The sequence below is a fragment of the Streptosporangium sp. NPDC002524 genome (genome assembly GCF_040295985.1).
Taxonomy (GTDB): domain Bacteria; phylum Actinomycetota; class Actinomycetes; order Streptosporangiales; family Streptosporangiaceae; genus Streptosporangium.
This window is the reverse complement of the sequence record NZ_JBEOWK010000012.1, coordinates 80,523-105,219: the sequence shown is the minus strand read 5'-3', so window position 1 is coordinate 105,219 and position 24,697 is coordinate 80,523. Positions and strand designations below refer to the sequence as shown.

The window sequence follows — 24,697 nt, the reverse complement described above, 5'->3', positions numbered from 1 at the left end:
TACTGAAGTCCGGATTAACGTAGCGTGAACCCGCCCGGACCCAAGGGAGCCGCAAGATGGATCGTCGACGTTTCCTAGCCCGGAGTGGTGCGCTGGCCGCGCTGGGAGTGGCCGGGCCGTTCGCCGGTGTCGCGCGGGCGGGACTGAACGGGAAGATCCTCCCGAGCGCCGGGTACGGGCCGCTGAGGGCGGTCAAGGACGAGCGGGACGGCGTGGTACGCCTCCACGTGCCCGACGGCTTCAACTACAGGTCGTTCAGCGTGGCCGGCGACAAGTACAGCGACGGCTCCGTCGTTCCCTCCAGGCACGACGGGATGGGAGCGTTCCGCGGGCCCTCCGACAACGCGATCCTCGTCCGGAACCACGAGGTCAACGGCCCGGTCGGCGCGTTCGGCGACCCGGCCAAGGCCTACGACCCGATGGCGGGCGGCGGCACCTCGACCCTCCAGGTCACCCGCTACGGCAAGGTGGTCAAGTCGGCCCCCAGCCTGACCGGCACCCAGATGAACTGCTCCGGCGGTCCCATGCCCTGGGGCGCCTGGGTGACCTGCGAGGAGACCGTCAACGGGCCGGACGTGGGCAACGACCAGACCGGCCAGGACAACAGCAGGCTCACCCAGAAGCACGGCTACATCTTCGAGGTCCCGCTCGAAGGCAGGCCCGGGGGGCCGATCAGGAAGGCCGGGCGCTTCGCCCACGAGTCGGCCGCGTTCGACGGGGCCACCGGCGCGATCTACCTCACCGAGGACAACTTCCTCTACCCCTCCGGCTTCTACCGCTACCTGCCCCCGAAGAACCCGCTGACGGCCGGGCGCATCCTCGACGGCGGCAAACTCCAGATGCTGGCCGTGCGGGACGCGCCGGGCAAGGACCTCTCGCTCGGCCAGCCCGCGGGAGCCTCGTACGCGACCACCTGGGTGGACATCGACGACCCCGATCCCACCTACACCGGCGTCGTCAGCTACGAGATCGCCATGACGGCCGTGAGCAACCAGGGCAGGGCCAAGGGAGCGGCGCTCTTCTCCCGGCTGGAGGGGGCGATCAACCACCACGGCACGATCTACTTCGTCTCCACCCAGGGCGGCGCGACCGCGCCCGGCGACACCCCGCCCAGCGGCTTCGGCAAGGGCCGCGGCCAGGTGTGGGCGTACGAGACGTGGAGCGGGCGGCTCAAGCTCGTCTACGAGTCGCCGGGCGCGGTCACCCTCGACCTGCCCGACAACGTCACCACCAGCCCCCGGGGCACCCTGGTCCTCTGCGAGGACGGCTCGGGCGACAACTACATGCGCGGCCTCACCCGCCAGGGCACGATCTTCGACTTCGCCCGCGTGGTCCCCGTCGACGGCGACTCCGGCGCGGAGTTCGCCGGATCGACCTTCGGCCCCGGCGGCCACACCCTCTACGTCAACATCCAGGCGGCCAAGGGGATGAGCTTCGCCATCTGGGGCCCCTGGCAGCGCGGCGACTTCTGACCTCCGGCTCTCGGCCCGGTGGCCGACACAGGCCGGGACCCGGCAGCGCGGGCGACTTCCGGCTCCGGGGCACGCGGGCCGGTGGCGTGACGCCACTAGCCTGGGAGGGTGATCGTTGGTATCGGTGTCGACGTCGTGGACACGGCCAGGTTCGAGGCGACGCTGGCGCGCACCCCCGCCCTGCGGGGGCGCCTGTTCACCGAGGGGGAGAGCGCGCTGGGCCCGGCCTCCCTGGCCGCCAGGTTCGCGGCCAAGGAGGCCGTCGCCAAGGCCCTGGGAGCGCCTCCCGGCCTGCGGCACCTGGACGCCGAGGTGGTCGGCGGGGAGCACGGGCGGCCCGAGCTGCGGGTGACCGGGCGGGCGGCGGAGGTCGCCAGGGCGCTGGGCGTGGCCCGGTGGCACGTCTCCCTCACCCATGACGGGGGCGTCGCCATCGCCTATGTGATCGCCGAGGGATAGATTCGGTGGAATGCGGACCGCGTACACCTCCGACCAGATCAGGGCGGCCGAGGCGGCGCTGATGGCGACGCTGCCCGAGGGCGCCCTGATGGAACGGGCGGCCACCGGCCTCGCGGTGGTCTGCGCCAGGATGCTCGGCGGGGTCTACGGCTCCCGCGTCGTGCTGCTCGTCGGCGGCGGCGACAACGGCGGCGACGCCCTGTACGCCGGGGCCCGCCTGGCGGCCAGGGGGGCGAGGGTCGAGGCGCTCCTCGCCGGGACGCGCGTCCACGCGGCGGGCCTGGCGGCCCTGCGCCGCGCGGGCGGCCGGGTGACGGACCTGCGCGGCGACTCCGATCACGGCCCCGCGGCGGACCCGGCCGGAGCGGGCACCCGCACCCCTGGGAAGCCCGTGGAGGACCCGGCGGGAGCGCGCGTCCGCGCCCTGCTCGACGCGGCCGACCTGATCGTGGACGGGATGCTCGGGATCGGCGGGGCCGGGGCGCTCAGGGAGCCGTACGCGACCCTCGCCGGGCTCGCGAACGACGCGCCGGGCGAGGTCCTCGCGGTGGACGTGCCGAGCGGGGTGGACGCGAGCAGCGGCCGGGTGGAGGGCCCGGCGGTCCGCGCGGACGCCACCGTCACGTTCGGGGCGTGGAAGGCCGGGCTGCTCGTCGATCCCGGCTCCGGGCACGCGGGCCGGAAGGAGCTCGTCGACATCGGCCTCGGCCCCCACCTGCCCGACCCCGACGTGGCCGCGCTCACCGGTCCCGACGTGGCCGCGCTGCTGCCGACGCCCGGCGCGTCGTCCGACAAGTACCGCAGGGGCGTCGTCGGGATCGCGGCCGGGAGCGAGCGCTACACCGGCGCCGCGGTGCTCGCCGTGGGCGGGGCGCTGCGGGCCGGGGTGGGCATGGTCCGCTACGCGGGGGTCGCGGAGCCGGTGGCCCAGGTACGGGCCCGCTGGCCCGAGGCCGTGATCACCACGCTCGCGCCGGGAGAGGGGGTCGAGGAGGTGGGCCGCGTACAGGCGTGGGTGCTCGGCCCCGGCCTCGGCACCGGCGACGAGGCGCGGGCCGTCGCCCGGTCGGTGCTGTCGAGCGAGGTCCCGGTGCTCGTCGACGCCGACGCGCTGACCCTGGTGGCCCAGGACAGGTCCCTGCTCCGCCGGGGCGCGCCGGTGCTGGTCACCCCGCACGCGGGCGAGCTCTCCCGCCTGATCGGCGTCCCGAGGGAGCGGATCGAGGCGCGGCGCCTGGAGAACGCGCGGCGGGCGGCGGACGAGCTGGGCGTGACGGTGCTGCTCAAGGGCTCGACCACGCTGGTCGCCGAGGAGGGGCGGCCGGTCAGGATCAACCCCACCGGCAGCCCCTGGCTCGCGACCGGCGGCACCGGCGACGTGCTGGCCGGCCTGGCGGGCGCGCTGCTGGCCGCCGGGCTGAGCGGGTACGACGCGGCCTCCTGCGCCGCCTACCTGCACGGGATCGCCGGGAGGGAGGGCCCTCTCACCGCCTGGGACGTCGCCGAGGCCCTGCCGGAGGCGGTGCGCTCCCTGATCGACGGACCGGCCGGCGGACCAGACGGCGGACCGGCCGGCGGACCAGACGGCGGACCGGCCGGCAGAGTCGCCGGCGGAGTGGCCGACGGCACCCGGCACCACCGCTCACCTGCCAAACTGGGGTCATGAGTTTCCCGACGACTCCCGCCGAGGCACGGGTGGACCTCTCGGCGATCCGCGAGAACCTGGCGCTGCTCGCGAGCCACGCCCCGGGCGCCGAGGTGATGGTCGCGGTCAAGGCCGACGCCTACGGGCACGGGCTGGTCCCCGTCGCGCGCGCCTGCCTGGAGGCCGGGGCGGGACGGCTGGGCACCGCCTACGTCCGCGAGGCCCTGGAGCTGCGGGCCGCCGGGGTCACCGCGCCGATCCTGGCGTGGATCCTCCCGCCCGGCGAGCCGCTGGAGCGGGCCGTCGAGCAGGACGTCGAGCTGTCCGCGGGCTCCGTCGCGACGGCCGACGCGATCGCCGGAGCCGCCGCCGGAGCCGGCCGGACGGCCAGGGTGCACCTCAAGGCCGACACCGGCATGTCGCGCGGCGGCGCGTCGGCGGCCGACTGGGCCGCCCTGGTCGACCGGGCGCTGCGGCACCGGGCCGAGGGCACGATCGAGATCGTCGGGCTCTGGTCCCACTTCGCCTGCGCCGACATCCCGGGAGACCCGTCCGTCGCGGCCCAGCTGGCCGCGTTCGAGGAGGCGCTGCTCGTCGCGGAGAAGGCGGGCGCGGGGGGCTCCCACGTCGTCAGGCACATCGCCAACTCGGCGGCCCTCCTGACGCTGCCGCAGGCGCGCTACGACCTGGTCCGGCCGGGCCTCGCGGCCTACGGGCTGAGCCCGGTGCCCCAGCTCGGGGACTTCGGGCTGCGCCCGGCGATGACGCTCACCGCGCGGATCGCGCTGGTCAAGCGGGTGCCCGCCGGATCCGGCGTGTCCTACGGGCATCTGTACATCACGGATCGGGAAACGACGCTTGGCCTCGTCCCGCTCGGGTATGCGGACGGGGTCCTACGGCACGCCACCAACCTGGCGGAGGTGCTGGCCGGTGGCCGCAGGAGGCGGGTCGCGGGCAGGGTCTGCATGGACCAGTTCATGATCGACGTGGGGGACGACCCGCTGGCGGAGGGTGACGAGGTGATCCTGTTCGGCGACGGCTCGCGAGGTGAGCCCACCGCTCAGGAGTGGGCCGATTCCCTCGGCACGATCACGCATGAGATCGTGACCAGGATCGGTTCGCGGGTCCCGCGCGTTTACCGGTGAAAGGCAGCTCAGGGGGTCGCATGAGTAGTACCAGACGGCGCAGGGCCGGTATCGCGGGCGCGATCGTCGGTGTCGCGTCGGCGGGGGTGGCCGCCGGGGCCCTCGCCAAGCGGTACGCCGTCGGGCGCATCAGGCTCCGCCCCGACCTGGAGGCGAGCGAGCCGCTCGGCGAGCTGCGCGGCCGTCCCACCACGGTCACCACCTCCGACGGCGTTCCCCTGTACGCCGAGGTCGACGGCCAGGAGGAGGCCCCGCTGACCGTGGTGTTCTGCCACGGCTACACCCTCAACCTCGACTCCTGGCACTACCAGCGGCGCGACCTGGGCGGCACGCACCGCCTGGTCCTGTGGGACCAGCGCTCCCACGGCCGCTCGCCGCGCATCCCGATGAAGGACTGCTCGATCGACCGGCTCGGCGACGACCTCGCCGAGGTCATCGAGGCGCTGGTGCCCGGCCCGTGCGTGCTCGTCGGCCACTCCATGGGCGGTATGACGATCATGGCGCTGGCCGACCGGCATCCCGGGCTGTTCGGCGACAGGATCAAGGGCGTCGCGCTGATCTCCACCTCCACCGGCAAGCTCGGCGAGATCTCCCTGGGCCTGCCCGCCCTGCTGTCGAAGGCGGTGCACAGGGTCACTCCGGGCACGGTCTCGCTCCTGAGGCGCGGTGGCTCGCTGGTCGACAAGAGCCGCCAGGTCGGCAACGACGTGGCCTTCCTCGCCCTGCGGTACCTGGGTTTCGGCGACTCCAAGAACGTGAGCCCCACGGTCGTCGACTTCGCCGAGTCGATGATCCGCTCCACCCCCTTCGAGGTGATCGCCGAGTTCTACCCGGCGCTGATGTCGCACGACAAGCTGAGCGCGCTGCGCGTGCTGGACGGGGTCCCGACCTCCATCATGGTCGGCGACAAGGACTGGCTCACCCCCGTCGAGCACAGCAGGGCGATGGCCGCGGCGCTGCCGAGCGCCCGGTTCACCGAGGTTCCGGAAAGTTCGCACCTGGTCCAGCTGGAGCGGCCTACGGTGGTCAACGACGCCCTGCACGACCTGCTCAAGCGGGTGGACGCGGGCGAGATCGACGCCGCCGACGCCGGTGACACGGACCGGTGAGCCGGAGGCGCGCGCACGGCGTACGGTGATCCCGGGCTCCGGCGGGACCGGGTCCGGGAGGCGCCGGTCGGCGTCACGGGCGCGCTCACGGCGTACGGTGATCCCGAGGCGTGACCGGACGGTCCAGGAGGGCGTCGCACGGCGTACGGTGAGCCCCGAGGTCCCGCGGGACCTCGACCGGGGTTCGAGAGGGCGCCGGGCGGCGTACGGTGAGCCCTGAGGTCCGGCAGGACCCGGGCCGGGGTTCGAGAAGGGTGCCGGGCGGCGCCACGGGGTGGTCAGCGGACCCCGGGAGGCGCCGTGGGGCACCCAGAGGTATCGATGGGCATCGACGGGCATCGACAGGAGTGACGAAGCGGTGAGAATCGTGGCGACCGCCGAGGAGATGCGGGAGCTGGGCGAGGAGCTGGCGGCGCTGTTGCGCCCGGGAGACCTGGCGGTGCTCTCGGGCCCGCTCGGCGCGGGCAAGACGACCCTGGTGCAGGGGATCGCCGAGGGGCTCAAGGTACGCGGCCCGATCACCTCGCCGACCTTCGTCATCGCCCGGGTGCACCCCTCGCTCTCGGGAGGCCCGCCGCTGGTCCACGTCGACGCCTACCGGCTCGGCGGCGACCTGGAGGTCGACGACCTGGACCTGGACGCCTCGCTGGAGGAGTCGGTGACGGTCGTGGAGTGGGGCGAGGGCCTGGTGGAGGGGCTCGCCGACGACCGGCTGGAGATCCTCATCGGCAGGGGCGCGTCCGGCGAGCCCGGCGAGGAGCGGACCGTGACCCTCCGGGGAGTCGGGCCGCGCTGGCACGGCGTCGTCTAGGTCAGGTCGTCCAGGTCGTCAAGTCATCTCCACGGTGTCGTCTGATGTGCCTACGAAGCCGGAGAAATCCTGGCACGCTGGCACTACGCACCATTGGTCTAGATCGTCTGACGTGATGATCGACTCTGGCGGGTTTGCCCATGTTTAATGGGGAACAGGTGGGAAATCGTGCCGGGCGAGGGTCGTCGGCCTGAGGGCGAAGTGGAGTTCGACGGTGCCAAGCGTCAAGCGTGTCGCGGTTCTGGGAGCCATCGTCCTTTTCGGACTGGTCGGGTGCTCGGCGGGTGCCGAGTCGGCCACCCCGACGGGCACTCCCACTCCGACTTTGCCCGATTCCGGCATCAGCCGGCAGGACATCGAGGTCCAGCTCCAGCCGGCCCGTGCCAGGGCCGGGCAGAAGGTGTGGATCCTGGCCAACTGCCCGATCCCGCAGGGCGGCCCCGAGCATCGCGGTACCGCGTCCTCCCGGATCTTCCGCACCCCGGTGACCCTCGACCCGATCCTCGCGACGCCCACGCCCGACCCCGCCTCGACCGCGACCCCGACGCCGCGCCCGTGGGTCCGCGGCCAGGCCACGATCGCCGAGGGCACCGCCCCCGGGGTCCACGAGGTCAACGCCAGGTGTGAGGGGACCAACGACACCGGCAGCGCCAACCTCAGGATCGTGGCCGACACCGAGCCGAGTTCCACCCCCTCCTCCGAGCCCACCTCCAGGCCGACCAGGACGATCATCAGCACCGAGGCGCCGGGTACGGGCGGCGGCGGCACCGCGGCCGGGGGCCCCAACGAGTCCGGCGGCCCGATCGGCACCACCGGTGTCCTGCTCGCCCTCGCCCTGGCGGGCGGTATCGGCATCGCGGTCGTGCGTCGCCGCCGCTCGTAGTCCCCGATGGCCGATTCCACCCGCTGGTCCAGGATCGTCCTGGCCGGAGTGATCACCGGTGCCGTCATGGTCGCGTTCGGCAACCGGGGCGGCGACGTCGAGGAGGAGAAGGCTCCCGCCCGCACCTCGATCGTGCCCAGCCGCATCGACATCCCGTCCCTGGGGATCAAGGCGCCCCTGATGAAGCTCGGCGTGACGGACGGCCGGGTCGACCTGCCGCCGTACGAGAAGCCGAACGTCGCGGGGTGGGTCAAGGACAGCGCGGTCCCCGGCGACGAGGGGTCCGCGGTGATCCTCGGGCACGTGGACACCAAGACCGCGCCCGCCGTCTTCTACAAGCTCAAGGACATGCGGGAGGGACAGGTCATCAAGGTCGTGCGCAGCGACGGCAAGGTGGCCCAGTACCGGGTGGACACGATCGAGCAGATCAGCAAGCACCGCTTCCCCGCCGACAAGGTCTATCTTGAGGACGGCCTGCGGCTGATCACCTGCGGCGGGGACTTCGACTGGGACAGCAACGAGTACCGCGACAACCTCATCGTCTACGCCACCCTGGTCAAGACCTGAGTCCCCGTCCGGGGGGCTCGGTCCGGGGGGAGTGCCCCTGAGCCCTCGCGGGACGGGATAGGCTAACTGTTCGTGCTGGTCCTGGCCTTTGACACCGCCACCCCCGCCGTCACCGCAGCTCTGCACGACGGTGAGAGGGTCCTCGCCGAGTCGACGACGATCGACGCGCGCCGTCACGGCGAGCTGCTCGTGCCCACGATCGAGACGGTCCTGCGGGAGGCCGGAGCCTCGCTCGCCGACGTCACCGCCGTCGTCGCGGGCTCGGGCCCCGGCCCCTACACCGGGCTCCGGGTCGGCCTGGTGACCGCCCAGGCCCTTGCGACGTCGCTGGGCGTCCCCGCGTACGGGGTGTGCACCCTCGACGCGCTCGCATACGGCAGCGGGCTGGCCGAGCCGTTCCTGGTGGCCACCGACGCCCGGCGCAAGGAGGTGTTCTGGGGGCACTACCGGGACGCGCGCACCCGGCTGTCGGGCCCCGCGGTGGACCGGCCCCAGGACCTGCCCGGGGAGCTCCCCCTGGCCGGCGCGGGCGCGCGGATGTACGCCGAGATCGTCGGCGCCTCCCGGATCCTGGACGTCCCCGAGTATCCCCACGCGGGCGCCCTCGCGGCGCTCGCCGCCGGGCGGCTCGGCGAGCCGGGCGCCGCGGAGGCCGTGGAGAGCGGCACCGACCCCGTGCTCGGCCCGCCCCGCCCGATCTACCTGCGCCGCCCCGACGCCAAGGTGCCCTCGGCGCCCAAGAGGGTCTCCGCATGACGGCGGTGCTGCGCCCGATGACCGCCGGCGACCTGCCCGCGGTCATGGAGGTCGAGCGGAAGACCTTCCCGGCCGACGCCTGGAGCGAGGGCATGCTCCGCGGCGAGCTCGACGACCAGCCGAGGACGAGACACTACGTGGTGGCCCTGGTCGACGACGTGATCGTCGGCTACGCGGGCCTCGCGGCGGCGGGTGACCAGGCCGACGTGCAGACCATCGCCGTCCTGGCCGAGTGGCGGCGGGCCGGTGTCGGCGGCGCCATGCTGACCGAGCTGCTGGCCGAGGCCGCCCGCCGGGGCGCCGTCTCGGTCTTCCTCGAGGTGCGCGCCGACAACCCGGGCGCGCAGGCCGTCTACGACAGGTTCGGGTTCGAGCGGATCGGCCTGCGCCGCCGCTACTACGAGGACGGCACTGACGCGATCATGATGAGGAAGGATCTCCATGCGTGACGAACCGGTGGTCCTGGGCATCGAGACCTCCTGCGACGAGACGGGCATCGGCATCGTCAGGGGGCACACCATGCTGGCCAACGCCATCGCCTCCAGCGTCGAGCAGCACGCCCGCTTCGGCGGGGTGGTGCCCGAGGTCGCCTCCAGGGCGCACCTGGAGGCGATGACCCCGACCATGGAGCTGGCACTGGGCCGGGCGGGGCTGCGCCTCGCCGACATCGACGCGATCGCGGTCACCGCCGGGCCGGGCCTGTCCGGCGCGCTGCTGGTCGGCGTCGCCGCCGCCAAGGCCTACTCGCTGGGCCTGGGCGTGCCGCTGTACGGCGTCAACCACCTGGCCGCGCACGTCGCGGTGGACCAGCTGGAGCACGGCGCCCTGCCCAAGCCCTGCATCGCGATGCTGGTCTCCGGCGGGCACTCGTCCCTGCTGCTGGTGCCCGACGTCGCCAGGGACGTCATCTCGCTGGGGTCCACGGTGGACGACGCCGCGGGCGAGGCGTTCGACAAGGTGGCCAGGGTGCTCGGCCTGCCGTTCCCCGGCGGCCCGCACATCGACAGGGTGGCCCGTGACGGCTCCGGCGCGGCCATCGCGTTCCCGCGCGGCAAGTACGACGACGGGACGCTCGACTTCTCCTTCTCCGGCCTGAAGACGGCCGTGGCCCGGTGGGTGGAGGCGAGGGAGAAGACGGGCGAGCCGGTCCACGTGCCCGACGTGGCGGCGTCGTTCCAGGAGGCCGTCGTCGACGTGCTGACCCGCAAGGCGCTGCGCGCGTGCGCCAAGTACGACGTCCAGGACCTGCTGATCGGCGGTGGCGTGGCGGCCAACTCCCGGCTGCGGGCGATGGCCCAGGAGCGCTGCGACGCGGCCGGGGTCCGGCTGCGGGTCCCCAGCCCCGGGCTGTGCACGGACAACGGCGCGATGGTGGCGGCCCTGGGCTCCGACCTGGTGACGGCCGGCATCACCCCGTCGGGGCTGGACATCCCCGCCGACTCCTCGATGCCCATCACCACCGTCCACGTCTGACGGGCCCTGCCTACGGTCGGGTCCGGGTACGGCCCGGCCCTCGTCGGCGGGTGTCGCCCGGCGGGGGTGCCCCGTTCACGCGTGCCCGGTGCCCGCCGGCCGTCGCGCCCCCGTCGGGCGGCGGCTGTGCGGGCTCCTCCCGGCTCGGGTGTCCTGGGCGGGGTGCGGGTCGTGAGGGTCCCCGGATGAGGTGCCCTAGGCGGAGTGCAGGGCCAGCACCGGGTAGTCGGTGTAGCCGCGGTGGTCGCCGCCGAAGGCCGAGCCGAAGTCGGCCTGGTTGAGCTCGGCGCCGAGGCGCAGCCGGAGCGGCAGGTCGGGGTTGGCCAGGAACGACTGGCCCAGCGAGACCAGGTGGGCGCCGCGCTCCAGCCAGTGGGCGGTCCGGGCCGAGGGGTCGACGATCGAGGGGTCGTTCACGATCAGGGCGTTCGGCCAGGACTTGACGATCTCCTGGTTGAGGTCGTCGGAGGGACCGGCCACCAGGTGCAGGTAGGCGAGGTCGAGCCCGGCGAGCTCGGAGACCAGCGCCGGGTAGACCTCGTGCCTGTCGTCCTCGACCAGGTCGCCCGCGCCGTTGCCGGGCGAGAGCCGGATGCCGACCTTGGAGGCGCCGATCCGGTCCGCGACCGCCCGCGCGGTCTCCGCGGCGAAGCGGATCCTGTTCTCCACCGAGCCGCCGAAGTAGTCCTCGCGCAGGTTCGCGTTCTGCGACAGGAACTGGTGGATGAGATAGCCGTTGGCGCCGTGCAGCTCGATCCCGTCGAAGCCCGCGTCCACGGCGCGCGCGGCGGCGTCGGCGAAGTCCTGGACGGTCGACTCCACCTGGGCGGTCGTCAGCTCGCGCGGGGTCTGGTAGTCCTGCAGGCCGGAGGGCGTGAAGATCTGGCCCGCCGGTCGCACGGCGGAGGGCCCGATGGGCAGCGCGCCGGTGTTGTCGGGGTGGCCGATCCGGCCGGAGTGCATGATCTGGGCGAAGATCCTGCCGCCCGCCGCGTGGACGGAGTCGGTGACCTCACGCCACCCGGCCACCTGCTCGTCGGTGTGTAGCCCGGGGGTGTTCATGTAGCCCTTGCCGTCCTGGCTGGGTTGCACGCCCTCGGTGATGATCAACCCCGCGGAGGCCCGCTGCGCGTAGTAGAGGGCGGTCAGCGACGAGGGGATCCCGTCGACGTAGGACCGCGACCGGGTCATGGGCGCCATCACCAGGCGGTTGGGCAGCTGGAGACCGGCGAGCGAGAACGGTGTGAAAGGCATGACGACTCCTCTTATTGGCTGGCCAACTTGGCTAGCCAATAAGTAGTTGTACAACTTGGTCGGCCAACATGCAAGCGGTAGTCTCGGGGGCAACGGAAGGACCTGAACATGGCGGAGCCGCTGATCGACGACGAGCGCGACGCGACCGACGAGCGCGACGCGGCTCGCGAGGGCGCCGCGGAGGGGGCCGTGGCCGCGGCGTGCGCCGTGGCCGGGGACTCCGGAGACTGCGGTGAGTACGACAGCGACCTCAACTGCCTGATGGCGAACGCGACCCGCGGCCACCGCGTGCTGCTCGCCAGCCTCCTCGGGGAGATCGACCTCTATCCGGGCCAGGAGCGCGTGATGGGCGCCCTGTGGGACAACGGGCCGCAGTCGCAGAACTGCCTGGCGAGAATCGTGGGCATCGACGTGTCCACCATGACCAAAACCCTGCAGCGCCTGGAGCGCAGCGGGTTCGTCAGCCGCAGGCCCGATCCCGCCAACCGGCGGATCAGCATCGTCGACATCACCCCCAGGGGCCACGCCCTCCGCCCCGAGGTGGACCGGGTCCTCGCCGAGATGCACCGCCGGATGACCGAGGGGCTCACGGCCGAGCAGACCGAGGAGCTGGCGACCCTGCTCTCCGTGGTCAGGGGCAACCTGTGCCGCGCGGAGCGGGGCGTCGAGGGCCCGGGGAGCCCTCCGTTCGGCGTCGCGCGCACCGGCTGACGCGCCCGTACGGGAACCCGGGCGGGGCTCAGGCGGGCCGGTGGGGGCCGCGCGTGTCGGCTGACGGCGCCTGTACGCGGTCCAGGTGGGGTCTCGCGTCGCCCGTCGGTGCCAGGCCCCGGGTCCGTGGTGGCCACGCGTCCCGGCGGCGCCCGTACAGGCTCGGGCGGACCGGCGGGGGCCGTGCTCGGCCGGGTGGCACCCGTACGGAACCCGGGCGGGGCGGACGAGGGGCCGGGATCAGTCCTTGTCGCCTCTGGTGGGGCGGAGCAGGGCCTCGGCCAGGGCGAGCATGGTCTCCTCCAGGGCGCCCAGGCGGCGGGTGAGGTCGGTGTGCGCGGGCTCCACGGTCTCGCTCAGCGCCTCGGAGAGCTGGTCGCGGTCGGGCAGGGCGCGGAGCGTCTCGGCCAGCGGGGCGAGCGCGGCCTCGGCCCGGATGACGCGCTCGTCCAGGGAGTCGAAGCGCTCGCGCTGCTCGTCGGTCTGGTCGCCGATGAGCGCGCCGACGCCGAGGACGGCGGGCAGGACCTCCAGGCGCTCGTCCAGGCTCTCCAGGCGCTCGGCGGACTTCTCCGCGTGCCCGTCCAGCGTGGACAGCCGGGAGTCGATGACGTCCATCCGGCCGGTGAGGCGGCCCTCGATGTCGTCGAGGCGCTCGTCGAGGGTGTCGAAGCGGCCGCCGGCCGCCATGCGCTGGCCGTCCAGCCGGTCGATGCGGGTGTCGATGCGGTTCTCGACGGCGGCGGCGCGCTCGTCGATCCTGGGCACGACCAGGTCGACCCTGGCGCCCACCTGCTCGACCCTGCCGCTCACCAGGTCCACCTTGCCGTTGACCTGCTCGACGGCGGCGAGCATCCGGTCGGCGGCGGTGCCGACGGCCTGCTGGACGCTCGCCGACAGGTCGAGCATCCCCGCCTCGACGCGCCCGGTGCGCTGGGAGAGGTCGGCCAGCGCCCTGTCCAGGCGGCTGAACCGGTGCGCCGCGATGCCCATGTCGGCCTGGAGCCTGGCGAGGTGCTCGGCCAGCTGCCGCACCTGCTCGTCGAGGCCCAGGGTGCCGTCCGAGATCGCCCGCAGGCGGGTGAGCGCCTCGTCGACGCTCTCGCCCACGCTGCCGAGGTCGGTCCACAGGCTCGGCAGCTCGCCGAGGGGGGTGACCCGGTCGCGGACGGTCTCGACCCGGCGGCCCAGGGAGTCGACCCGCTCGCCGACGGCGTCGACGTGGTCGCGCACCGCCTCGACGTGCTGGGCCAGGCCCTCGGCCCAGGAGGGCGGTTTGGCGGCGATGTCGTCGAGGCGGCCGTGGACGGACTCCAGCGTGCCGTTCAGCCCGCCGATCTCGCGCTCCCTGACCTCGCGCAGCAGCCACTCCATGCCCTCCAGGCGCTGCCGGATCTCGTCGAGCACCGCGCCCTGGGTCCGCTGCTCGTAGACGTGGTCCTGCGCCGCGCGGGCGAGGAGCTCGCGCATCCGGTCGGAGATCGCGGTCTGGCTGCCCGCCTGGAGCAGGGTGTGGTCGGAGTGATCCACCGAGAGCTCCTTCACTCGCCGACGCTCAGCCGCGCGGTTGGATTTGATGGGATTTGCTGATGAACGACATGAAACCGCAGGCGAGAGAGAACTCCCGCCCGGCAACCTTAGCCTCTGGATCAAGGTTTCCCGACAGCGAGAATAAAAGACAGGAATTGCCGGTTCGCTGGAAGAATTGACTATTTTGGCTGGTCAACCAGGGCCGATACAGCCGGTTAGGCGAAGTCGATCCGGCCGGTCAGCCGAAACCGCGCACCAAGGCGAACGACGGTCAGCCGAAACCGCGCGGGAAGGTGAACGACCCGTCAACCGGGACCGCACACGAAGGCGAACGGCCGGTCGCCGATTCGGGTGAGAATGACCACCGCGGATTCGTCACCGGAAAGCCGGAGGTCTTTCCTGAGGCGGTCGACGTCCACCGCGGAGCCGCGCTTCTTGATCGTCACATTGCCCGCGCCGCGCTCGCGGAGCGCCGCGCGCAGCCGCTTGAGCGAGAAGGGCATCGTCTCGTGGACCTCGTACCGCGACGCCCACGGTGTCGACGTCGCGGTGTCGCCGGTGATGTAGGCGATCTGCGGGTCGAGCAGGCGCCCGCCGACCGACGCGGCGATCTCCGCGACCAGGTGGGCGCGGATCGCCGCGCCGTCCGGCTCGTAGATGTAGCGGCCCGCGGGGCCGGTGGCGGGGTCGCCGAGGGCGGGGTCGGGCGTCATCGTGGCGCCCGACGGCAGGATCGTGGCCCTGCGCGCCGTCCCGCCCGCCAGCGCGCCGCACCAGATCACGGCCTCCTTGACGTCGCCCTTGTAGGAGACCCACTCGGCCTCCGCGCCCTCGGGGACGAACTCGTACGGGATCCCGGGGGCGACCTTCAGGCAGGCGGCCCCGGCCCCGGCCACCATCTCCAGCACCGCGGGCCAGGGCGGCGAGTAGCCCATCGGGTCGAAGGTCCTGCCCCGCGCCGTACGGCGCGCGGGGTCGGCGAACAGGACGTCGAAGGCGGCCGGGTCCAGGGTGGAGGCGTCGGCGGCGCGGACCGAGACGCGGTCGCCGAACCCCAGGGCGTCCGCGTTGGCCCGGGCGATCGCGGCGGTGAGCGGGTCGGTGTCGACGGCCTCGACCGAGCACCCGGCCCTGGCCAGGGCGAGGAGGTCGCCGCCGATGCCGCAGCAGACGTCGGCGACCCGCGAGCCCGCGGGGACGCGCCGCGCCCGGTGGTCGGCGACCTCGCGGCGGGTGGCCTGCTCCAGGCCGGTCCGGGTGAAGTACATGAGATCGGCGTCGGCCCCGAACTTCTCCCGCGCGCGCAGCCGGAGCGTGGCCTGCGTGAGCGCCGCGGAGGTCAGGTCCGCGTCGTAGGTCTTCCGCAGCCTGGTCACGGCCGCCACCGGGTCGTCGCCGGCGGTCCCGGCCGCCGCGTCCAGGGCCTCCTGGCCGCGCGGGGTCAGGAGTTCCAGGAATGCGTCGAGATTCACACCGGCCGACGCTACCGCCTCGCCCGCCGGGGTTCGCGAGGGGCTTCCACCTGGTTTGACGTTCGCGTGAAGCGCAGAAGGGGTGCTTCGTGTTGACTGTCAAGGCCACCTTGCATACTGTTCCGTATTGGCACTCTCCTGGTGAGAGTGCCAAATACATGCGACGAGGCAGGTCTGACACCCGCGACGGCAGACCGCTGGTCGCCTCTTCTAGATCGTTCACATCTGAAGGGGAGGTCCGACGTGACGACCGCCACCAAGGTTCCCGTTAAGCCGCTCGGCGACCGCATTGTGGTCCAGCCGCTTGAGGCCGAGCAGACCACCGCTTCCGGTCTGGTCATCCCGGACACCGCCAAGGAGAAGCCGCAAGAGGGCAAGGTCCTCGCGGTTGGTCCCGGCAACTGGGATGAGGAAGGCGAGAAGCGCATTCCGCTCGACGTCAGCGAGGGCGACGTGGTCCTCTACAGCAAGTACGGCGGCACCGAGGTGAAGTACAACGGCGAGGAGTACCTCGTGCTCTCCGCCCGTGACGTGCTCGCCATCATCGAGAAGTAATTCTCAACTTCACAAAGATGACGTATCGAGCCCCGGGTCGCGACAGCGCCCGGGGCTTTGATGCGCCGACGTACTTATAGAGAGGATTGTCATGCCGAAGACCCTGTCGTTCGAGGAGGACGCGCGCCGAGCTCTCGAGCGCGGCGTGAACGCTCTCGCGGACGCGGTCAAGGTGACGCTGGGCCCGCGTGGTCGCAACGTCGTCATCGACAAGAAGTTCGGTGCGCCCACCATCACCAACGACGGTGTCACCATCGCCCGCGAGGTCGAGCTGGAGGCGCCGTACGAGAACCTGGGCGCCCAGCTCGCCAAGGAAGTGGCGACCAAGACCAACGACGTCGCCGGTGACGGCACCACCACCGCGACCGTCCTGGCCCAGGCCATGGTCCGCGAGGGTCTGCGCAACGTGGCCGCCGGAGCGCAGCCGCTCTCCCTCAAGCGCGGCATCGACCTCGCCGCCAAGGCCGTCAGCGACCGGCTCATCGAGTCGGCCCGCCCGGTCGAGGACAAGAAGGAGATCGCGAATGTCGCGACGATCTCCGCGCAGGACGCCAAGATCGGCGAGCTGATCGCCGAGGCGTTCGACAAGGTGGGCAAGGACGGTGTCATCACCGTCGAAGAGTCCAACAGCATGGGCCTGGAGCTCGAGTTCACCGAGGGCCTCCAGTTCGACAAGGGTTACCTGTCGCCCTACATGGTGACCGACCAGGAGCGCATGGAAGCGATCCTGGAGGACCCCTACATCCTGATCACCCAGGGCAAGATCGCCTCGGTCTCGGACTTCCTGCCGCTGCTCGAGAAGATCGCGCAGACGAAGAAGGCCCTGCTCGTCATCGCCGAGGACGTCGAGGGTGAGGCCCTCGCGGTCCTCGTCACGAACAAGATCCGTGGCACCTTCACCTCCGTCGCCGTCAAGGCGCCGGGCTTCGGCGACCGCCGCAAGGCCATGCTGCAGGACATCGCCATCCTCACCGGTGGCCAGGTCGTCAGCGAGGAGATCGGCCTCAAGCTGGAGCACGTCGGCCTTGAGGTGCTGGGCACCGCCCGGCGCGTCGTCATCACCAAGGACTCCACCACCGTCGTCGACGGTGCCGGCGAGGCCTCGGCGATCGCCGACCGCGTCAAGGAGATCAAGCTCGCCATCGAGCAGTCCGACTCCGACTGGGACCGCGAGAAGCTCCAGGAGCGCCTCGCCAAGCTCTCCGGCGGCGTCTGCGTGCTCAAGGTCGGCGCGGCCACCGAGGTGGAGCTGAAGGAGAAGAAGCACCGCCTGGAGGACGCCATCTCGGCGACGCGCGCGGCGATCGAGGAGGGCATCGTCTCCGGCGGTGGCTCCGCGCTCATCCACGTCGCCAAGGTCCTCGACGACCTGGGCCTCACCGGCGACGAGGCGACCGGCGTCTCCATCGTCCGCAAGGCGCTCGTCGAGCCGGCCCGCTGGATCGCGGAGAACGCCGGTCTTGAGGGCTACGTCGTGACGGCGAAGGTCACCGAGCTGCCCGTCGGCCAGGGCTTCAACGCCGCCACCGGCGAGTACGGCGACCTGATCGGCCAGGGCGTCATCGACCCGGTCAAGGTCACCCGCTCGGCCGTCCAGAACGCCGCCTCCATCGCCGGCATGCTGCTGACGACCGAGGCCCTCGTGGTGGACAAGCCCGAGGAGGAGGCCCCGGCCGCCGCCGGCGGTCACGGCCACGGTCACGGCCACTGATCGGCACCTGATCGGCACCTGATCGGCACCTGACCGGCATCCGGTCGGCCGCCGGTCGATCTCGTCGGTTCCGAACGGCTCGCGTCTCCGAGGAGGCGCGAGCCGTTCGCGTTTCGCGGTAAACCGAAAACGATCTCAAGCGTCACGGTGGACAGAAGACCAAACGCGGTTCTCCCGAATAGCCGACGTATTTGGCAATCGAATGAAATATTTGCACATTCTGTAGTCATTGCGGTCGCCGTTTGATTACGCGCCGTTACTCCGCCTCAATGTGACCAATCCGTAGCCGTTTGCGATGACGACAGTCACTATCAGGGCGGGCATCATGCCTAACGTGACCGAGGGATGCGTCGCCGACGCCAAAAATGGGGTGAGGCTTGCGACGAGGTCTGATGGGGTCGCCCACAGGGATGATCTCAAGGATCTGACGAGCCTCGCCGTTCAGGGGGATCGCACCGCGATCGAATCTCTGATCGCGCAACTGCGGCCGATGGTCGTCCGATATTGCCGTGGTCGTCTGGGCCGGGTTTCCGGTCAGTATCACATCGCGGACGACGTGGCCCAGGAAGTATGCATAGCGGTGCTGTCCGCACTGCCCCGCTACCGTGACATGGGACGCCCGTTCGCGTCCTTCGTCTTCGGCATCGCGTCTCACAAGGTGGCCGACGCGCTGCGCAGCTCCGTACGATCCGCCGTGCCCACCCAGGACCTTCCTGACGGGCCCGACGAGGGTCCGGGGCCGGAGGAGACCGTGGTGCGTTACATCGAGGCCGAACACGCCCGCCGGCTGCTGTCGAGGCTGCCGGACAACCAGCGCGAGCTACTCATGCTTCGAGTGGTGTCGGGCCTTTCCGCCGAGGAGACCGGTAATGTACTTGGCATGTCACCAGGGGCGGTCCGTGTGGCCCAGCACAGGGCGCTGGCCCGGCTACGAGCGATGGCGGAGCTGGAGTCGATAGCTTGACCGCGGAGCAGTCGAGCAGGGGGCGCGAGCGGAAGCCCGAACCGCGGGACGGGGCTCGCGACGACCCGGAGCGAGAACGATCATGACAACGGTTCACCCGCGACGTCCGGCTCGGAGATACGGGCCGGACGAGGACCCGGCGGTCGCCGAGACCGACGAGATCGTGGAGGCGCTCTCCGCCAGGAGGCCCCTTCCGGCCTCGGACGTCGCGACCTCAGACGTCGCGGTCGCCCTGCTGGCGGCCCTGGCCGACGACGTGGATCAGCGGTGTTCCTCGGTGTCGATCACGCCGTCCACGTAACCACGGGCGTATTCCCAGCTCACGTAGTCGGTGGGGTTGGGCTGGTAGGCGGGCTCGTGCACCTGGGGCTGGCCGTTCTCGATCATCTGGCGCAGGTTGCCGCGCAGCAGCTCCCAGTCGAAGTAGTGCTGTTCGCCGCATTCGGGGCAGTCGAGCACCAGGCCGAGCACACCCTGGGGCTCCAGCAGTGAGCGGAAGACCTCCACGTCGGCGAGGTCGGTCATCGCCTCGTCGCGCTCGTCCGTCGTCAGCGGCTCGGGATCGTCGGGATCGCCCAGCGCCGCCGCCGGGTCGTCGGGGTCATCCGCGAACGGGTCGCGAGGGACATCGTCGAGCACGATCCCACCTTATGGCCTGGATGTGACAGACAGGTTCCGAACTGCACGAGTAGGACACTCCACGACGGTACGGGCAGGTCAGGGACCGGGGCGTGGCCCGAGGTCCTGGGCGAGCCAGCCACGCCGGGAGGCCTCCGCCCCCGCCTGGAACCGGGACTGCGCCCCCAGCTCGGCCATGGCGTCGGCGAACCTGGCGCGGACCGTGCGGACCGAGACGCCCAGCTGCCGGGCGATCATCTCGTCGGAGACGCCCTGACCGGCCAGCCGCAGCACCCTGACCACCCCGTCGTCGCGGTGGGTCCCGGGCAGGCGGGCCCCGCGGGCCCACAGCTCCTCGAAGAGCGAGCGCAGCGCGGCCACCACGACCGGAGCCCTGACCAGGTGGAAGTTGTAGGCGTTCTCGGCGAGCGTGCCGCCCCACTGGGCGGGCATGCCCGCGGCGTCGTCCCCCGCGACGAGGAACCAGCTGGGCACCGTGTCGAGGGTGCGCACCTCGGCCCCCGCCCGCTCGAACTGGTCCAGCTTGTCGCGCAGGCCGGGGATCTCCAGGGTGTGGACCGGGATGGTGACCCGGCAGGAGAGCAGGCCGGTGCGCTGGCCGCCGATCCACTGGTCGGCGTAGCGGTGCGCGAAGTCGCTCATCGTCCGCCGGTCGGGGATGCTCGACAGCAGTCTCAGCGGCGGGGCCTGGACCGCCATGCCGATCACGCTCTCGTAGAGCTCGTCGGCGCCCCCGACCAGGTCCACGGAGAACTGGCCGGTCTGGTAGTCGCGGCCGGCGTCGTACTGGTGGATGAGGCCGCGGATCGAGCCGAGCACGGTGTCGATTCTGCGGCTCTCGGCGGCGAGCCGGTCCAGCCTCTCCGCGATCAGGTGGCCGAGGGCCGCGGCCGGGTGACGGGCCAGGTACTCGCCCCCCTGCTCGTCGACCACGCCCAGCCGTACCAGGGTGGCCAGCTCGCGGGCGAGCGGCTCGGGCGAGCGGTTGGTGGCCTGGGCGAGTTCGGCGCAGGTGGCGCGGTGCAGGCGCAGGACCGCGTTGTAAAGGGCCGTCTGTGCCGGGGTGAGCCCCAGGCTCTCCAGCGGGTCGGGCAGTGTGGGTGTGTCGGTACTCATCAGCGAGGGACTCCTGCAAGTGACACGAGGGTCTGGCGAGAATAACTCGGCGAATCGTCCCTGTCCGGGCGTTGCTCCTACTCGCAGGCCGTCGTGTGCAGCTTCGTGCAATTGCACGTTTCGACATTGCGAGACGAACGCATCGTGACGCACTCTTGACGCAGCGTCGGCAAAGGCGCGGATCACGTCACCGGCCGGATGCGGAGGGGGGTTCGGCCGGCGTCAAGGCATCTCCGCGCCGATGCCGGTGATCCGGGGAGCCGAGCGGGTCACCGACCGCTCGGCTCCCCGCTTTTCCCCCGGGTCCTCGGGGGCCCGTCCTTCCTCCGGGCCCCCCGGGGCCCCCGGCTCCTCCGCGCTTCCCGGACCTTTTCGGCTCCTCCGGACCCCCTCGGCCCCCTGGAGCCTGCGGCTCGTCCGCGACCCGCCTTTTCCCCCGGGTCCACCGGGTTTGGCGCCAGACTCTAAACTGAGACCCGGGGGTCGGCGCCTTTCCCCGTCATGAGAGCGCCGCGGCAGGAGGGTTGCAGATGGCCAAGTTCACCGAGCCGGGGCTCACGTTCGACGACGTGCTCCTCGTTCCCGCGTATTCGGACCTGCAGCCGGGGCAGGCCGACACCACCACACGGCTGTCGCGGGGCATCACCCTGCGGATCCCGCTGGTCTCCGCGGCGATGGACACGGTGACCGAGGCCCGCATGGCGGTGGCGATGGCGCGCCAGGGCGGCATCGGCGTCCTGCACCGCAACCTGTCGATCGAGGACCAGGCCCAGCAGGCCGACCTCGTCAAGCGCTCCGAGGCCGGGATGGTCACCAACCCGGTCACCTGCTCCCCGGACGAGACGCTGGCCGACGTCGAGCGCCTCTGCGCCACGTACCGGATCTCCGGCGTCCCGGTGACCGACGAGACCGGCGTGCTCGTCGGCATCGTCACCAACCGCGACATGCGCTTCGAGACCGACGAGAACCGTCCGGTGCGCGAGGTCATGACCCCGATGCCGCTGGTCACCGCGCCGGTCGGGGTCTCCACCGACGACGCGTTCGCCCTGCTCAAGCAGAACAAGATCGAGAAGCTCCCGCTGGTCGACGCCGGGGGGCGGCTGCGCGGGCTCATCACCGTCAAGGACTTCACCAAGAGCGAGCAGTACCCCCTCGCCACCAAGGACGCCGACGGGCGGCTCGTCGTGGGGGCGGCCGTCGGCGTGGGCGGCGACGCGGAGAAGCGGGCGATCGCGCTGATCGAGGCCGGGGTCGACGTGATCGTGGTGGACGTCGCGCACGGCCACTCCAAGGGCCTCGCCGACATGATCGCCAAGATCAAGTCCAACAGCCGGGTCGACGTGATCGGCGGCAACATCGCCACCCGCGCGGGCGCCCAGATGCTGGTCGACGCCGGGGTCGACGCGGTCAAGGTCGGGGTCGGGCCCGGCTCCATCTGCACCACCCGCGTGGTCGCCGGGGTCGGCGCCCCGCAGGTGACGGCGATCCACGAGGCCTCGCTCGCCGCCGGTCCGGCCGGGGTCCCGGTGATCGGCGACGGCGGTCTGCAGTACTCGGGCGACATCGTCAAGGCCATCGCGGCCGGGGCCGACACGGTCATGCTCGGCTCCCTGCTGGCGGGCTGCGAGGAGTCCCCGGGTGAGCTGATCTTCATCAACGGCAAGCAGTTCAAGTCGTACCGGGGCATGGGCTCGCTCGGCGCGGTCCGCAACCGCGAGCGCGGCGGCGCCTCCTTCAGCAAGGACCGCTACGCCCAGGGCGACGTCGGCACCGAGGACAAGTTCATCCCCGAGGGCATCGAGGGACAGGTCCCCTACCGCGGCCCGGTCGCCGCGGTGGCCCACCAGCTCATCGGCGGCCTGCGCCAGGGCATGTGGTACGCCGGTTGCCGTACGGTCACCGACATGCACGTGAAGTGCGAGCTGATGCCGATCACGGCGGCGGGTCTCAAGGAGAGCCACCCGCACGACATCCAGATGACGGTCGAGGCCCCCAACTACCACGGTCGCTAGGGCGGCCCGCGCCGGGCGCGCGGGCGGACGTGGCGTGCGCCGTGCACGCCCGAGACGCCGCGCGCACGGCCGTACCGCATGGAACGCGGCGTGCATCGCGCACGTGCAGACGGAACGCGGCGTGCACGGCGCACGCGTGGATGGAACGTGGCGTGCGCTGGGCACGCACGGGACGGGAAAGACAGACATATGACTCAGGTGGAGATCGGCCGCGGCAAGAACGGCCGTCGTGCCTACGCGCTCGACGAGATCGGCATCGTTCCTTCCCGGCGCACCCGCGACCCGGAGGAGGTCTCGATCGCCTGGCAGATCGACGCCTACCGCTTCGAGCTGCCCGTCGTGGTGAGCCCGATGGACAGCGTGGTCTCGCCGAAGACCGCCATCGAGGTCGGCAGGCTCGGCGGTCTCGCCGTGCTCGACCTCGAAGGGCTGTGGACCCGGTACGACGACCCGATGCCGCTGCTGGAGGAGGTCGCCGAGCTCAAGGGCGCGCCCGCCACGAAGCGGCTGCAGGAGATCTACGACGCGCCGATCAAGGAGGAGCTGATCGGCCGCCGCATCGAGGAGATCCGCGCCGCCGGGGTGGCGACGGCCGTCCGGCTGTCCCCGCAGCGCACGGTCCAGTACCACAAGGCCGTCATCGACGCGGGCGTGGACATCTTCGTGATCCGCGGCACCACGGTCTCCGCCGAGCACGTCTCCGGCAGGGCCGAGCCGCTCAACCTCAAGCAGTTCATCTACGAGCTCGACGTCCCGGTGGTCGTCGGCGGGTGCGCCACCTACACCGCGGCGCTGCACCTGATGCGGACCGGCGCGGCCGGGGTGCTCGTCGGCTTCGGCGGCGGCGCCTCGCACACCACCCGCACGGTGCTGGGCGTGGTGGTGCCGATGGCCACCGCGATCTCCGACGTGGCCGCCGCCCGCCGCGACTACATGGACGAGTCCGGCGGCCGTTACGTCCACGTCATCGCCGACGGAGGCATGGGCACCTCCGGCGACATCGCGAAGGCGATCGCGGTGGGCGCGGACGCGGTCATGGTCGGCTCGCCGCTGGCGAGGGCCGTCGAGGCCCCCGGCAAGGGCTTCCACTGGGGCTCCGAGGCGCAGCACCCCGAGCTGCCCAGGGGCAAGCGGGTCGAGTTCGGCACGGTCGGCACGCTGGAGCAGATCCTGCACGGCCCCTCCTCGGTGGCCGACGGCTCGATGAACCTGATGGGCGCGCTCAGGCGCACGATGGCCACCGCCGGATACTCCGACCTCAAGGAGTTCCAGCGGGTCGAGGTCGTCGTCGCCCCCCAGGTCAGCTGACATCCCGCGAGGCGGGGCCGGACCTCATCCGGTCCGCCCCGCCCTCGCGCGTGGGTGTCCGGCCCGGTGGGCCGGGGGGTTCGTCGCCCCTCGTACCACCGTTAACCGAAATGACGTGCTCGAAGAAATCTGTGAGCATGCATACGTGCCGAATGACCGGGAGCTCCGGGGTGCCCTCAAGGAGGGGCCCTTCCACGTCGCGCTACGCGCCGCGGTGGAGACCCGTGGGCTGACCCTGAGCGGGATCCGCCAGCAGCTCGGGGAGCGCGGTCTGCGCGTCGGGATGACGAGCCTGAGCTACTGGCAGCAGGGGCTGCGCCGTCCCGAGCGCCCCGAGTCGCTGCGCGCGGTGCGCGCCCTGGAGGAGATCCTCGTCCTGCCGCCGCGCTCCCTCATGGCCCTTCTCGGCCCGCCCCGGCCGCGCGGCCGGGACACGGGGAAGCTGCCGGTGGGCGCCCTGCCCTACTCCGCGATCATGGACTCCTCCCGGACGCTGTCGGCGATGATCCACGACCTGAACGGGGTGGCCGACGACCGGCGCCTGCACATCGCCGGGATGTACGAGACGCTGCAGATCGGTCCCGACCGCAGCACCGTGCGGCGCGAGACGCTCCAGGTGGTGCAGGCGCACGAGGAGGCCACCGACCGCTACATCATGGTCTACCGGGGCGACCTGGGGTGCGACGTGGCACGCGTGCGCGTCCGGGCCCTGGAGGACTGCCGGGTCGGCCGGGTCCGCCGCGACGGGCCGACCGCCCTGGTCGTGGCGGAGCTGCTGTTCGACCAGATGCTGCGGCCCGGCGAGACGCAGATCATCCGCTACGAGCTGGCCGACCCGAGCGGCGTGGAGACCGTCGAGTACGAACGGGGCTTCCGGCACCCGGCCGGGCAGTACGTGCTCCGGGTGAACTTCGCGCCGGAGGCCGTTCCGGTGCGCGTGCGGCGGTTCGCCCGCCAGGGCTCCGGCGTCGGCGAACAGGACCTCGGCGCGCTCTCCCTCAACGCCCACCACGCCGTGCACCTGGTGGCCGGGTCACTCGAACCCGGCCTGGTCGGCATCCGCTGGGACTGGTCCTGAGCCGTCCGCGTGCGGCTCACGCGACAG

24 protein-coding genes are annotated in these 24,697 nt (G+C 72.0%); 19 read left to right on the top strand and 5 right to left on the bottom strand.

The genetic code is table 11. The features are described 5' to 3' along the window. Nucleotides 1-56 precede the first annotated feature (56 nt). From ABT053_RS21760 to tsaD, 11 genes are all read left to right on the top strand, one after another. Nucleotides 57-1,472: a PhoX family protein gene (locus tag ABT053_RS21760; protein ID WP_350970923.1), complete on the top strand. Its 1,416-nt coding sequence runs from the start codon at nt 57-59 to the stop codon at nt 1,470-1,472. A gap of 108 nt (nt 1,473-1,580) precedes the next feature. Next, entirely contained in the window at nt 1,581-1,931 is a 351-nt protein-coding gene (locus ABT053_RS21755; protein ID WP_350970922.1) for a holo-ACP synthase, read from the top strand. A 10-nt stretch (nt 1,932-1,941) separates the two neighbouring features. Next, the gene (locus tag ABT053_RS21750) at nt 1,942-3,597 is read left to right on the top strand and encodes an NAD(P)H-hydrate dehydratase (protein WP_350970921.1); all 1,656 of its coding nucleotides are present in this window, start codon (nt 1,942-1,944) and stop codon (nt 3,595-3,597) included. Further along, nucleotides 3,594-4,721, top strand: coding sequence for an alanine racemase (gene alr / locus ABT053_RS21745; protein ID WP_350970920.1), 1,128 nt, complete (start codon nt 3,594-3,596; stop codon nt 4,719-4,721). The genes ABT053_RS21750 and alr overlap by 4 nt, the downstream gene beginning before the upstream one ends. A 20-nt stretch (nt 4,722-4,741) precedes the next feature. Further along, nucleotides 4,742-5,830 (top strand): alpha/beta fold hydrolase, encoded by a 1,089-nt coding sequence (locus tag ABT053_RS21740; RefSeq protein WP_350970919.1) that lies wholly within the window; start codon nt 4,742-4,744, stop codon nt 5,828-5,830. Between the two features lie 358 nt (nt 5,831-6,188). Next, a complete protein-coding gene (gene tsaE, locus ABT053_RS21735) occupies nt 6,189-6,641 on the top strand; it encodes a tRNA (adenosine(37)-N6)-threonylcarbamoyltransferase complex ATPase subunit type 1 TsaE (RefSeq protein WP_344742967.1) in 453 nt (150 codons plus the stop codon). Nucleotides 6,642-6,966: 325 nt separating this feature from the next. Further along, on the top strand, nt 6,967-7,524 hold the full coding sequence (locus ABT053_RS21730; RefSeq protein ID WP_350970918.1) for a hypothetical protein: 558 nt from the start codon (nt 6,967-6,969) through the stop codon (nt 7,522-7,524). Between the two features lie 6 nt (nt 7,525-7,530). Next, entirely contained in the window at nt 7,531-8,091 is a 561-nt protein-coding gene (locus tag ABT053_RS21725) for a class F sortase (RefSeq protein WP_350970917.1), read from the top strand. A 72-nt stretch (nt 8,092-8,163) separates the two neighbouring features. Beyond that, nucleotides 8,164-8,847 (top strand): tRNA (adenosine(37)-N6)-threonylcarbamoyltransferase complex dimerization subunit type 1 TsaB, encoded by a 684-nt coding sequence (gene tsaB, locus ABT053_RS21720; RefSeq protein WP_350970916.1) that lies wholly within the window; start codon nt 8,164-8,166, stop codon nt 8,845-8,847. Further along, complete coding sequence (gene rimI / locus ABT053_RS21715) at nt 8,844-9,296, top strand: ribosomal protein S18-alanine N-acetyltransferase (protein WP_350970915.1); 453 nt, start codon at nt 8,844-8,846, stop codon at nt 9,294-9,296. The genes tsaB and rimI overlap by 4 nt, the downstream gene beginning before the upstream one ends. Beyond that, nucleotides 9,289-10,320 (top strand): tRNA (adenosine(37)-N6)-threonylcarbamoyltransferase complex transferase subunit TsaD, encoded by a 1,032-nt coding sequence (gene tsaD, locus ABT053_RS21710; RefSeq protein ID WP_350970914.1) that lies wholly within the window; start codon nt 9,289-9,291, stop codon nt 10,318-10,320. Before rimI ends, tsaD begins: the two co-directional genes overlap by 8 nt. A 195-nt stretch (nt 10,321-10,515) precedes the next feature. Here tsaD and ABT053_RS21705 read toward each other — a convergent pair whose 3' ends face one another. Beyond that, complete coding sequence (locus ABT053_RS21705) at nt 10,516-11,574, bottom strand: alkene reductase (RefSeq protein ID WP_350970913.1); 1,059 nt, start codon at nt 11,572-11,574, stop codon at nt 10,516-10,518. A gap of 108 nt (nt 11,575-11,682) precedes the next feature. On the opposite strand from ABT053_RS21705, the gene ABT053_RS21700 reads away from it, so the two are divergent. Next, the gene (locus tag ABT053_RS21700) at nt 11,683-12,285 is read left to right on the top strand and encodes a MarR family winged helix-turn-helix transcriptional regulator (RefSeq protein ID WP_350970912.1); all 603 of its coding nucleotides are present in this window, start codon (nt 11,683-11,685) and stop codon (nt 12,283-12,285) included. Nucleotides 12,286-12,525: 240 nt separating this feature from the next. Here ABT053_RS21700 and ABT053_RS21695 read toward each other — a convergent pair whose 3' ends face one another. Then, nucleotides 12,526-13,815 (bottom strand): hypothetical protein, encoded by a 1,290-nt coding sequence (locus ABT053_RS21695; protein WP_350970911.1) that lies wholly within the window; start codon nt 13,813-13,815, stop codon nt 12,526-12,528. Between the two features lie 305 nt (nt 13,816-14,120). Beyond that, nucleotides 14,121-15,287 (bottom strand): class I SAM-dependent methyltransferase, encoded by a 1,167-nt coding sequence (locus tag ABT053_RS21690; protein WP_350970910.1) that lies wholly within the window; start codon nt 15,285-15,287, stop codon nt 14,121-14,123. A gap of 243 nt (nt 15,288-15,530) precedes the next feature. Between ABT053_RS21690 and groES the strand changes: the two genes are divergently transcribed. The 4 genes from groES (at nt 15,531) to ABT053_RS21670 (ending at nt 18,818) form a co-directional block, all read left to right on the top strand. Beyond that, nucleotides 15,531-15,842, top strand: coding sequence for a co-chaperone GroES (gene groES, locus ABT053_RS21685; RefSeq protein WP_329090052.1), 312 nt, complete (start codon nt 15,531-15,533; stop codon nt 15,840-15,842). A 91-nt stretch (nt 15,843-15,933) separates the two neighbouring features. Further along, complete coding sequence (gene groL, locus ABT053_RS21680) at nt 15,934-17,553, top strand: chaperonin GroEL (protein WP_350970909.1); 1,620 nt, start codon at nt 15,934-15,936, stop codon at nt 17,551-17,553. 325 nt (nt 17,554-17,878) lie between these two features. Beyond that, nucleotides 17,879-18,517 carry a sigma-70 family RNA polymerase sigma factor gene (locus tag ABT053_RS21675; RefSeq protein ID WP_329090055.1) on the top strand — a complete coding sequence of 213 codons (639 nt, stop codon included), beginning with the start codon at nt 17,879-17,881 and terminating at the stop codon, nt 18,515-18,517. Nucleotides 18,518-18,599: 82 nt separating this feature from the next. Then, a complete protein-coding gene (locus ABT053_RS21670) occupies nt 18,600-18,818 on the top strand; it encodes a hypothetical protein (protein ID WP_350970908.1) in 219 nt (72 codons plus the stop codon). Here ABT053_RS21670 and ABT053_RS21665 read toward each other — a convergent pair. Then, nucleotides 18,779-19,156 (bottom strand): DUF5319 family protein, encoded by a 378-nt coding sequence (locus ABT053_RS21665; protein WP_326635634.1) that lies wholly within the window; start codon nt 19,154-19,156, stop codon nt 18,779-18,781. The two genes, ABT053_RS21670 and ABT053_RS21665, sit on opposite strands and share 40 nt — an antisense overlap. Nucleotides 19,157-19,234: 78 nt before the next feature. Beyond that, the gene (locus tag ABT053_RS21660; protein WP_350970907.1) at nt 19,235-20,272 is read right to left on the bottom strand and encodes a helix-turn-helix transcriptional regulator; all 1,038 of its coding nucleotides are present in this window, start codon (nt 20,270-20,272) and stop codon (nt 19,235-19,237) included. A gap of 530 nt (nt 20,273-20,802) precedes the next feature. On the opposite strand from ABT053_RS21660, the gene guaB reads away from it, so the two are divergent. The 3 genes from guaB to ABT053_RS21645 all read left to right on the top strand — a co-directional run bounded on the left by guaB (nt 20,803) and on the right by ABT053_RS21645 (nt 24,670). Continuing rightward, nucleotides 20,803-22,284, top strand: coding sequence for an IMP dehydrogenase (gene guaB / locus ABT053_RS21655; RefSeq protein ID WP_350970906.1), 1,482 nt, complete (start codon nt 20,803-20,805; stop codon nt 22,282-22,284). Between the two features lie 189 nt (nt 22,285-22,473). Then, nucleotides 22,474-23,592: a GuaB3 family IMP dehydrogenase-related protein gene (locus tag ABT053_RS21650; RefSeq protein WP_350970905.1), complete on the top strand. Its 1,119-nt coding sequence runs from the start codon at nt 22,474-22,476 to the stop codon at nt 23,590-23,592. A 145-nt stretch (nt 23,593-23,737) separates the two neighbouring features. After that, complete coding sequence (locus ABT053_RS21645) at nt 23,738-24,670, top strand: hypothetical protein (protein WP_350970904.1); 933 nt, start codon at nt 23,738-23,740, stop codon at nt 24,668-24,670. The last annotated feature ends 27 nt before the right edge of the window (nt 24,671-24,697 follow it).

Bases quoted from the DNA above. Each gene is read 5' to 3' on its own strand.
- groL (WP_350970909.1), top strand. From the start codon at position 15,934: ATGCCGAAGACCCTGTCGTTCGAGGAGGACGCGCGCCGAGCTCTCGAG.
- ABT053_RS21760 (WP_350970923.1), top strand. From the start codon at position 57: ATGGATCGTCGACGTTTCCTAGCCCGGAGTGGTGCGCTGGCCGCGCTG.
- ABT053_RS21705 (WP_350970913.1), bottom strand. From the start codon at position 11,574: ATGCCTTTCACACCGTTCTCGCTCGCCGGTCTCCAGCTGCCCAACCGC.
- ABT053_RS21675 (WP_329090055.1), top strand. From the start codon at position 17,879: ATGCCTAACGTGACCGAGGGATGCGTCGCCGACGCCAAAAATGGGGTG.
- ABT053_RS21700 (WP_350970912.1), top strand. From the start codon at position 11,683: ATGGCGGAGCCGCTGATCGACGACGAGCGCGACGCGACCGACGAGCGC.
- tsaD (WP_350970914.1), top strand. From the start codon at position 9,289: ATGCGTGACGAACCGGTGGTCCTGGGCATCGAGACCTCCTGCGACGAG.
- guaB (WP_350970906.1), top strand. From the start codon at position 20,803: ATGGCCAAGTTCACCGAGCCGGGGCTCACGTTCGACGACGTGCTCCTC.
- ABT053_RS21725 (WP_350970917.1), top strand. From the start codon at position 7,531: ATGGCCGATTCCACCCGCTGGTCCAGGATCGTCCTGGCCGGAGTGATC.
- alr (WP_350970920.1), top strand. From the start codon at position 3,594: ATGAGTTTCCCGACGACTCCCGCCGAGGCACGGGTGGACCTCTCGGCG.
- ABT053_RS21650 (WP_350970905.1), top strand. From the start codon at position 22,474: ATGACTCAGGTGGAGATCGGCCGCGGCAAGAACGGCCGTCGTGCCTAC.
- rimI (WP_350970915.1), top strand. From the start codon at position 8,844: ATGACGGCGGTGCTGCGCCCGATGACCGCCGGCGACCTGCCCGCGGTC.
- ABT053_RS21660 (WP_350970907.1), bottom strand. From the start codon at position 20,272: ATGAGTACCGACACACCCACACTGCCCGACCCGCTGGAGAGCCTGGGG.
- ABT053_RS21670 (WP_350970908.1), top strand. From the start codon at position 18,600: ATGACAACGGTTCACCCGCGACGTCCGGCTCGGAGATACGGGCCGGAC.
- ABT053_RS21740 (WP_350970919.1), top strand. From the start codon at position 4,742: ATGAGTAGTACCAGACGGCGCAGGGCCGGTATCGCGGGCGCGATCGTC.
- ABT053_RS21750 (WP_350970921.1), top strand. From the start codon at position 1,942: ATGCGGACCGCGTACACCTCCGACCAGATCAGGGCGGCCGAGGCGGCG.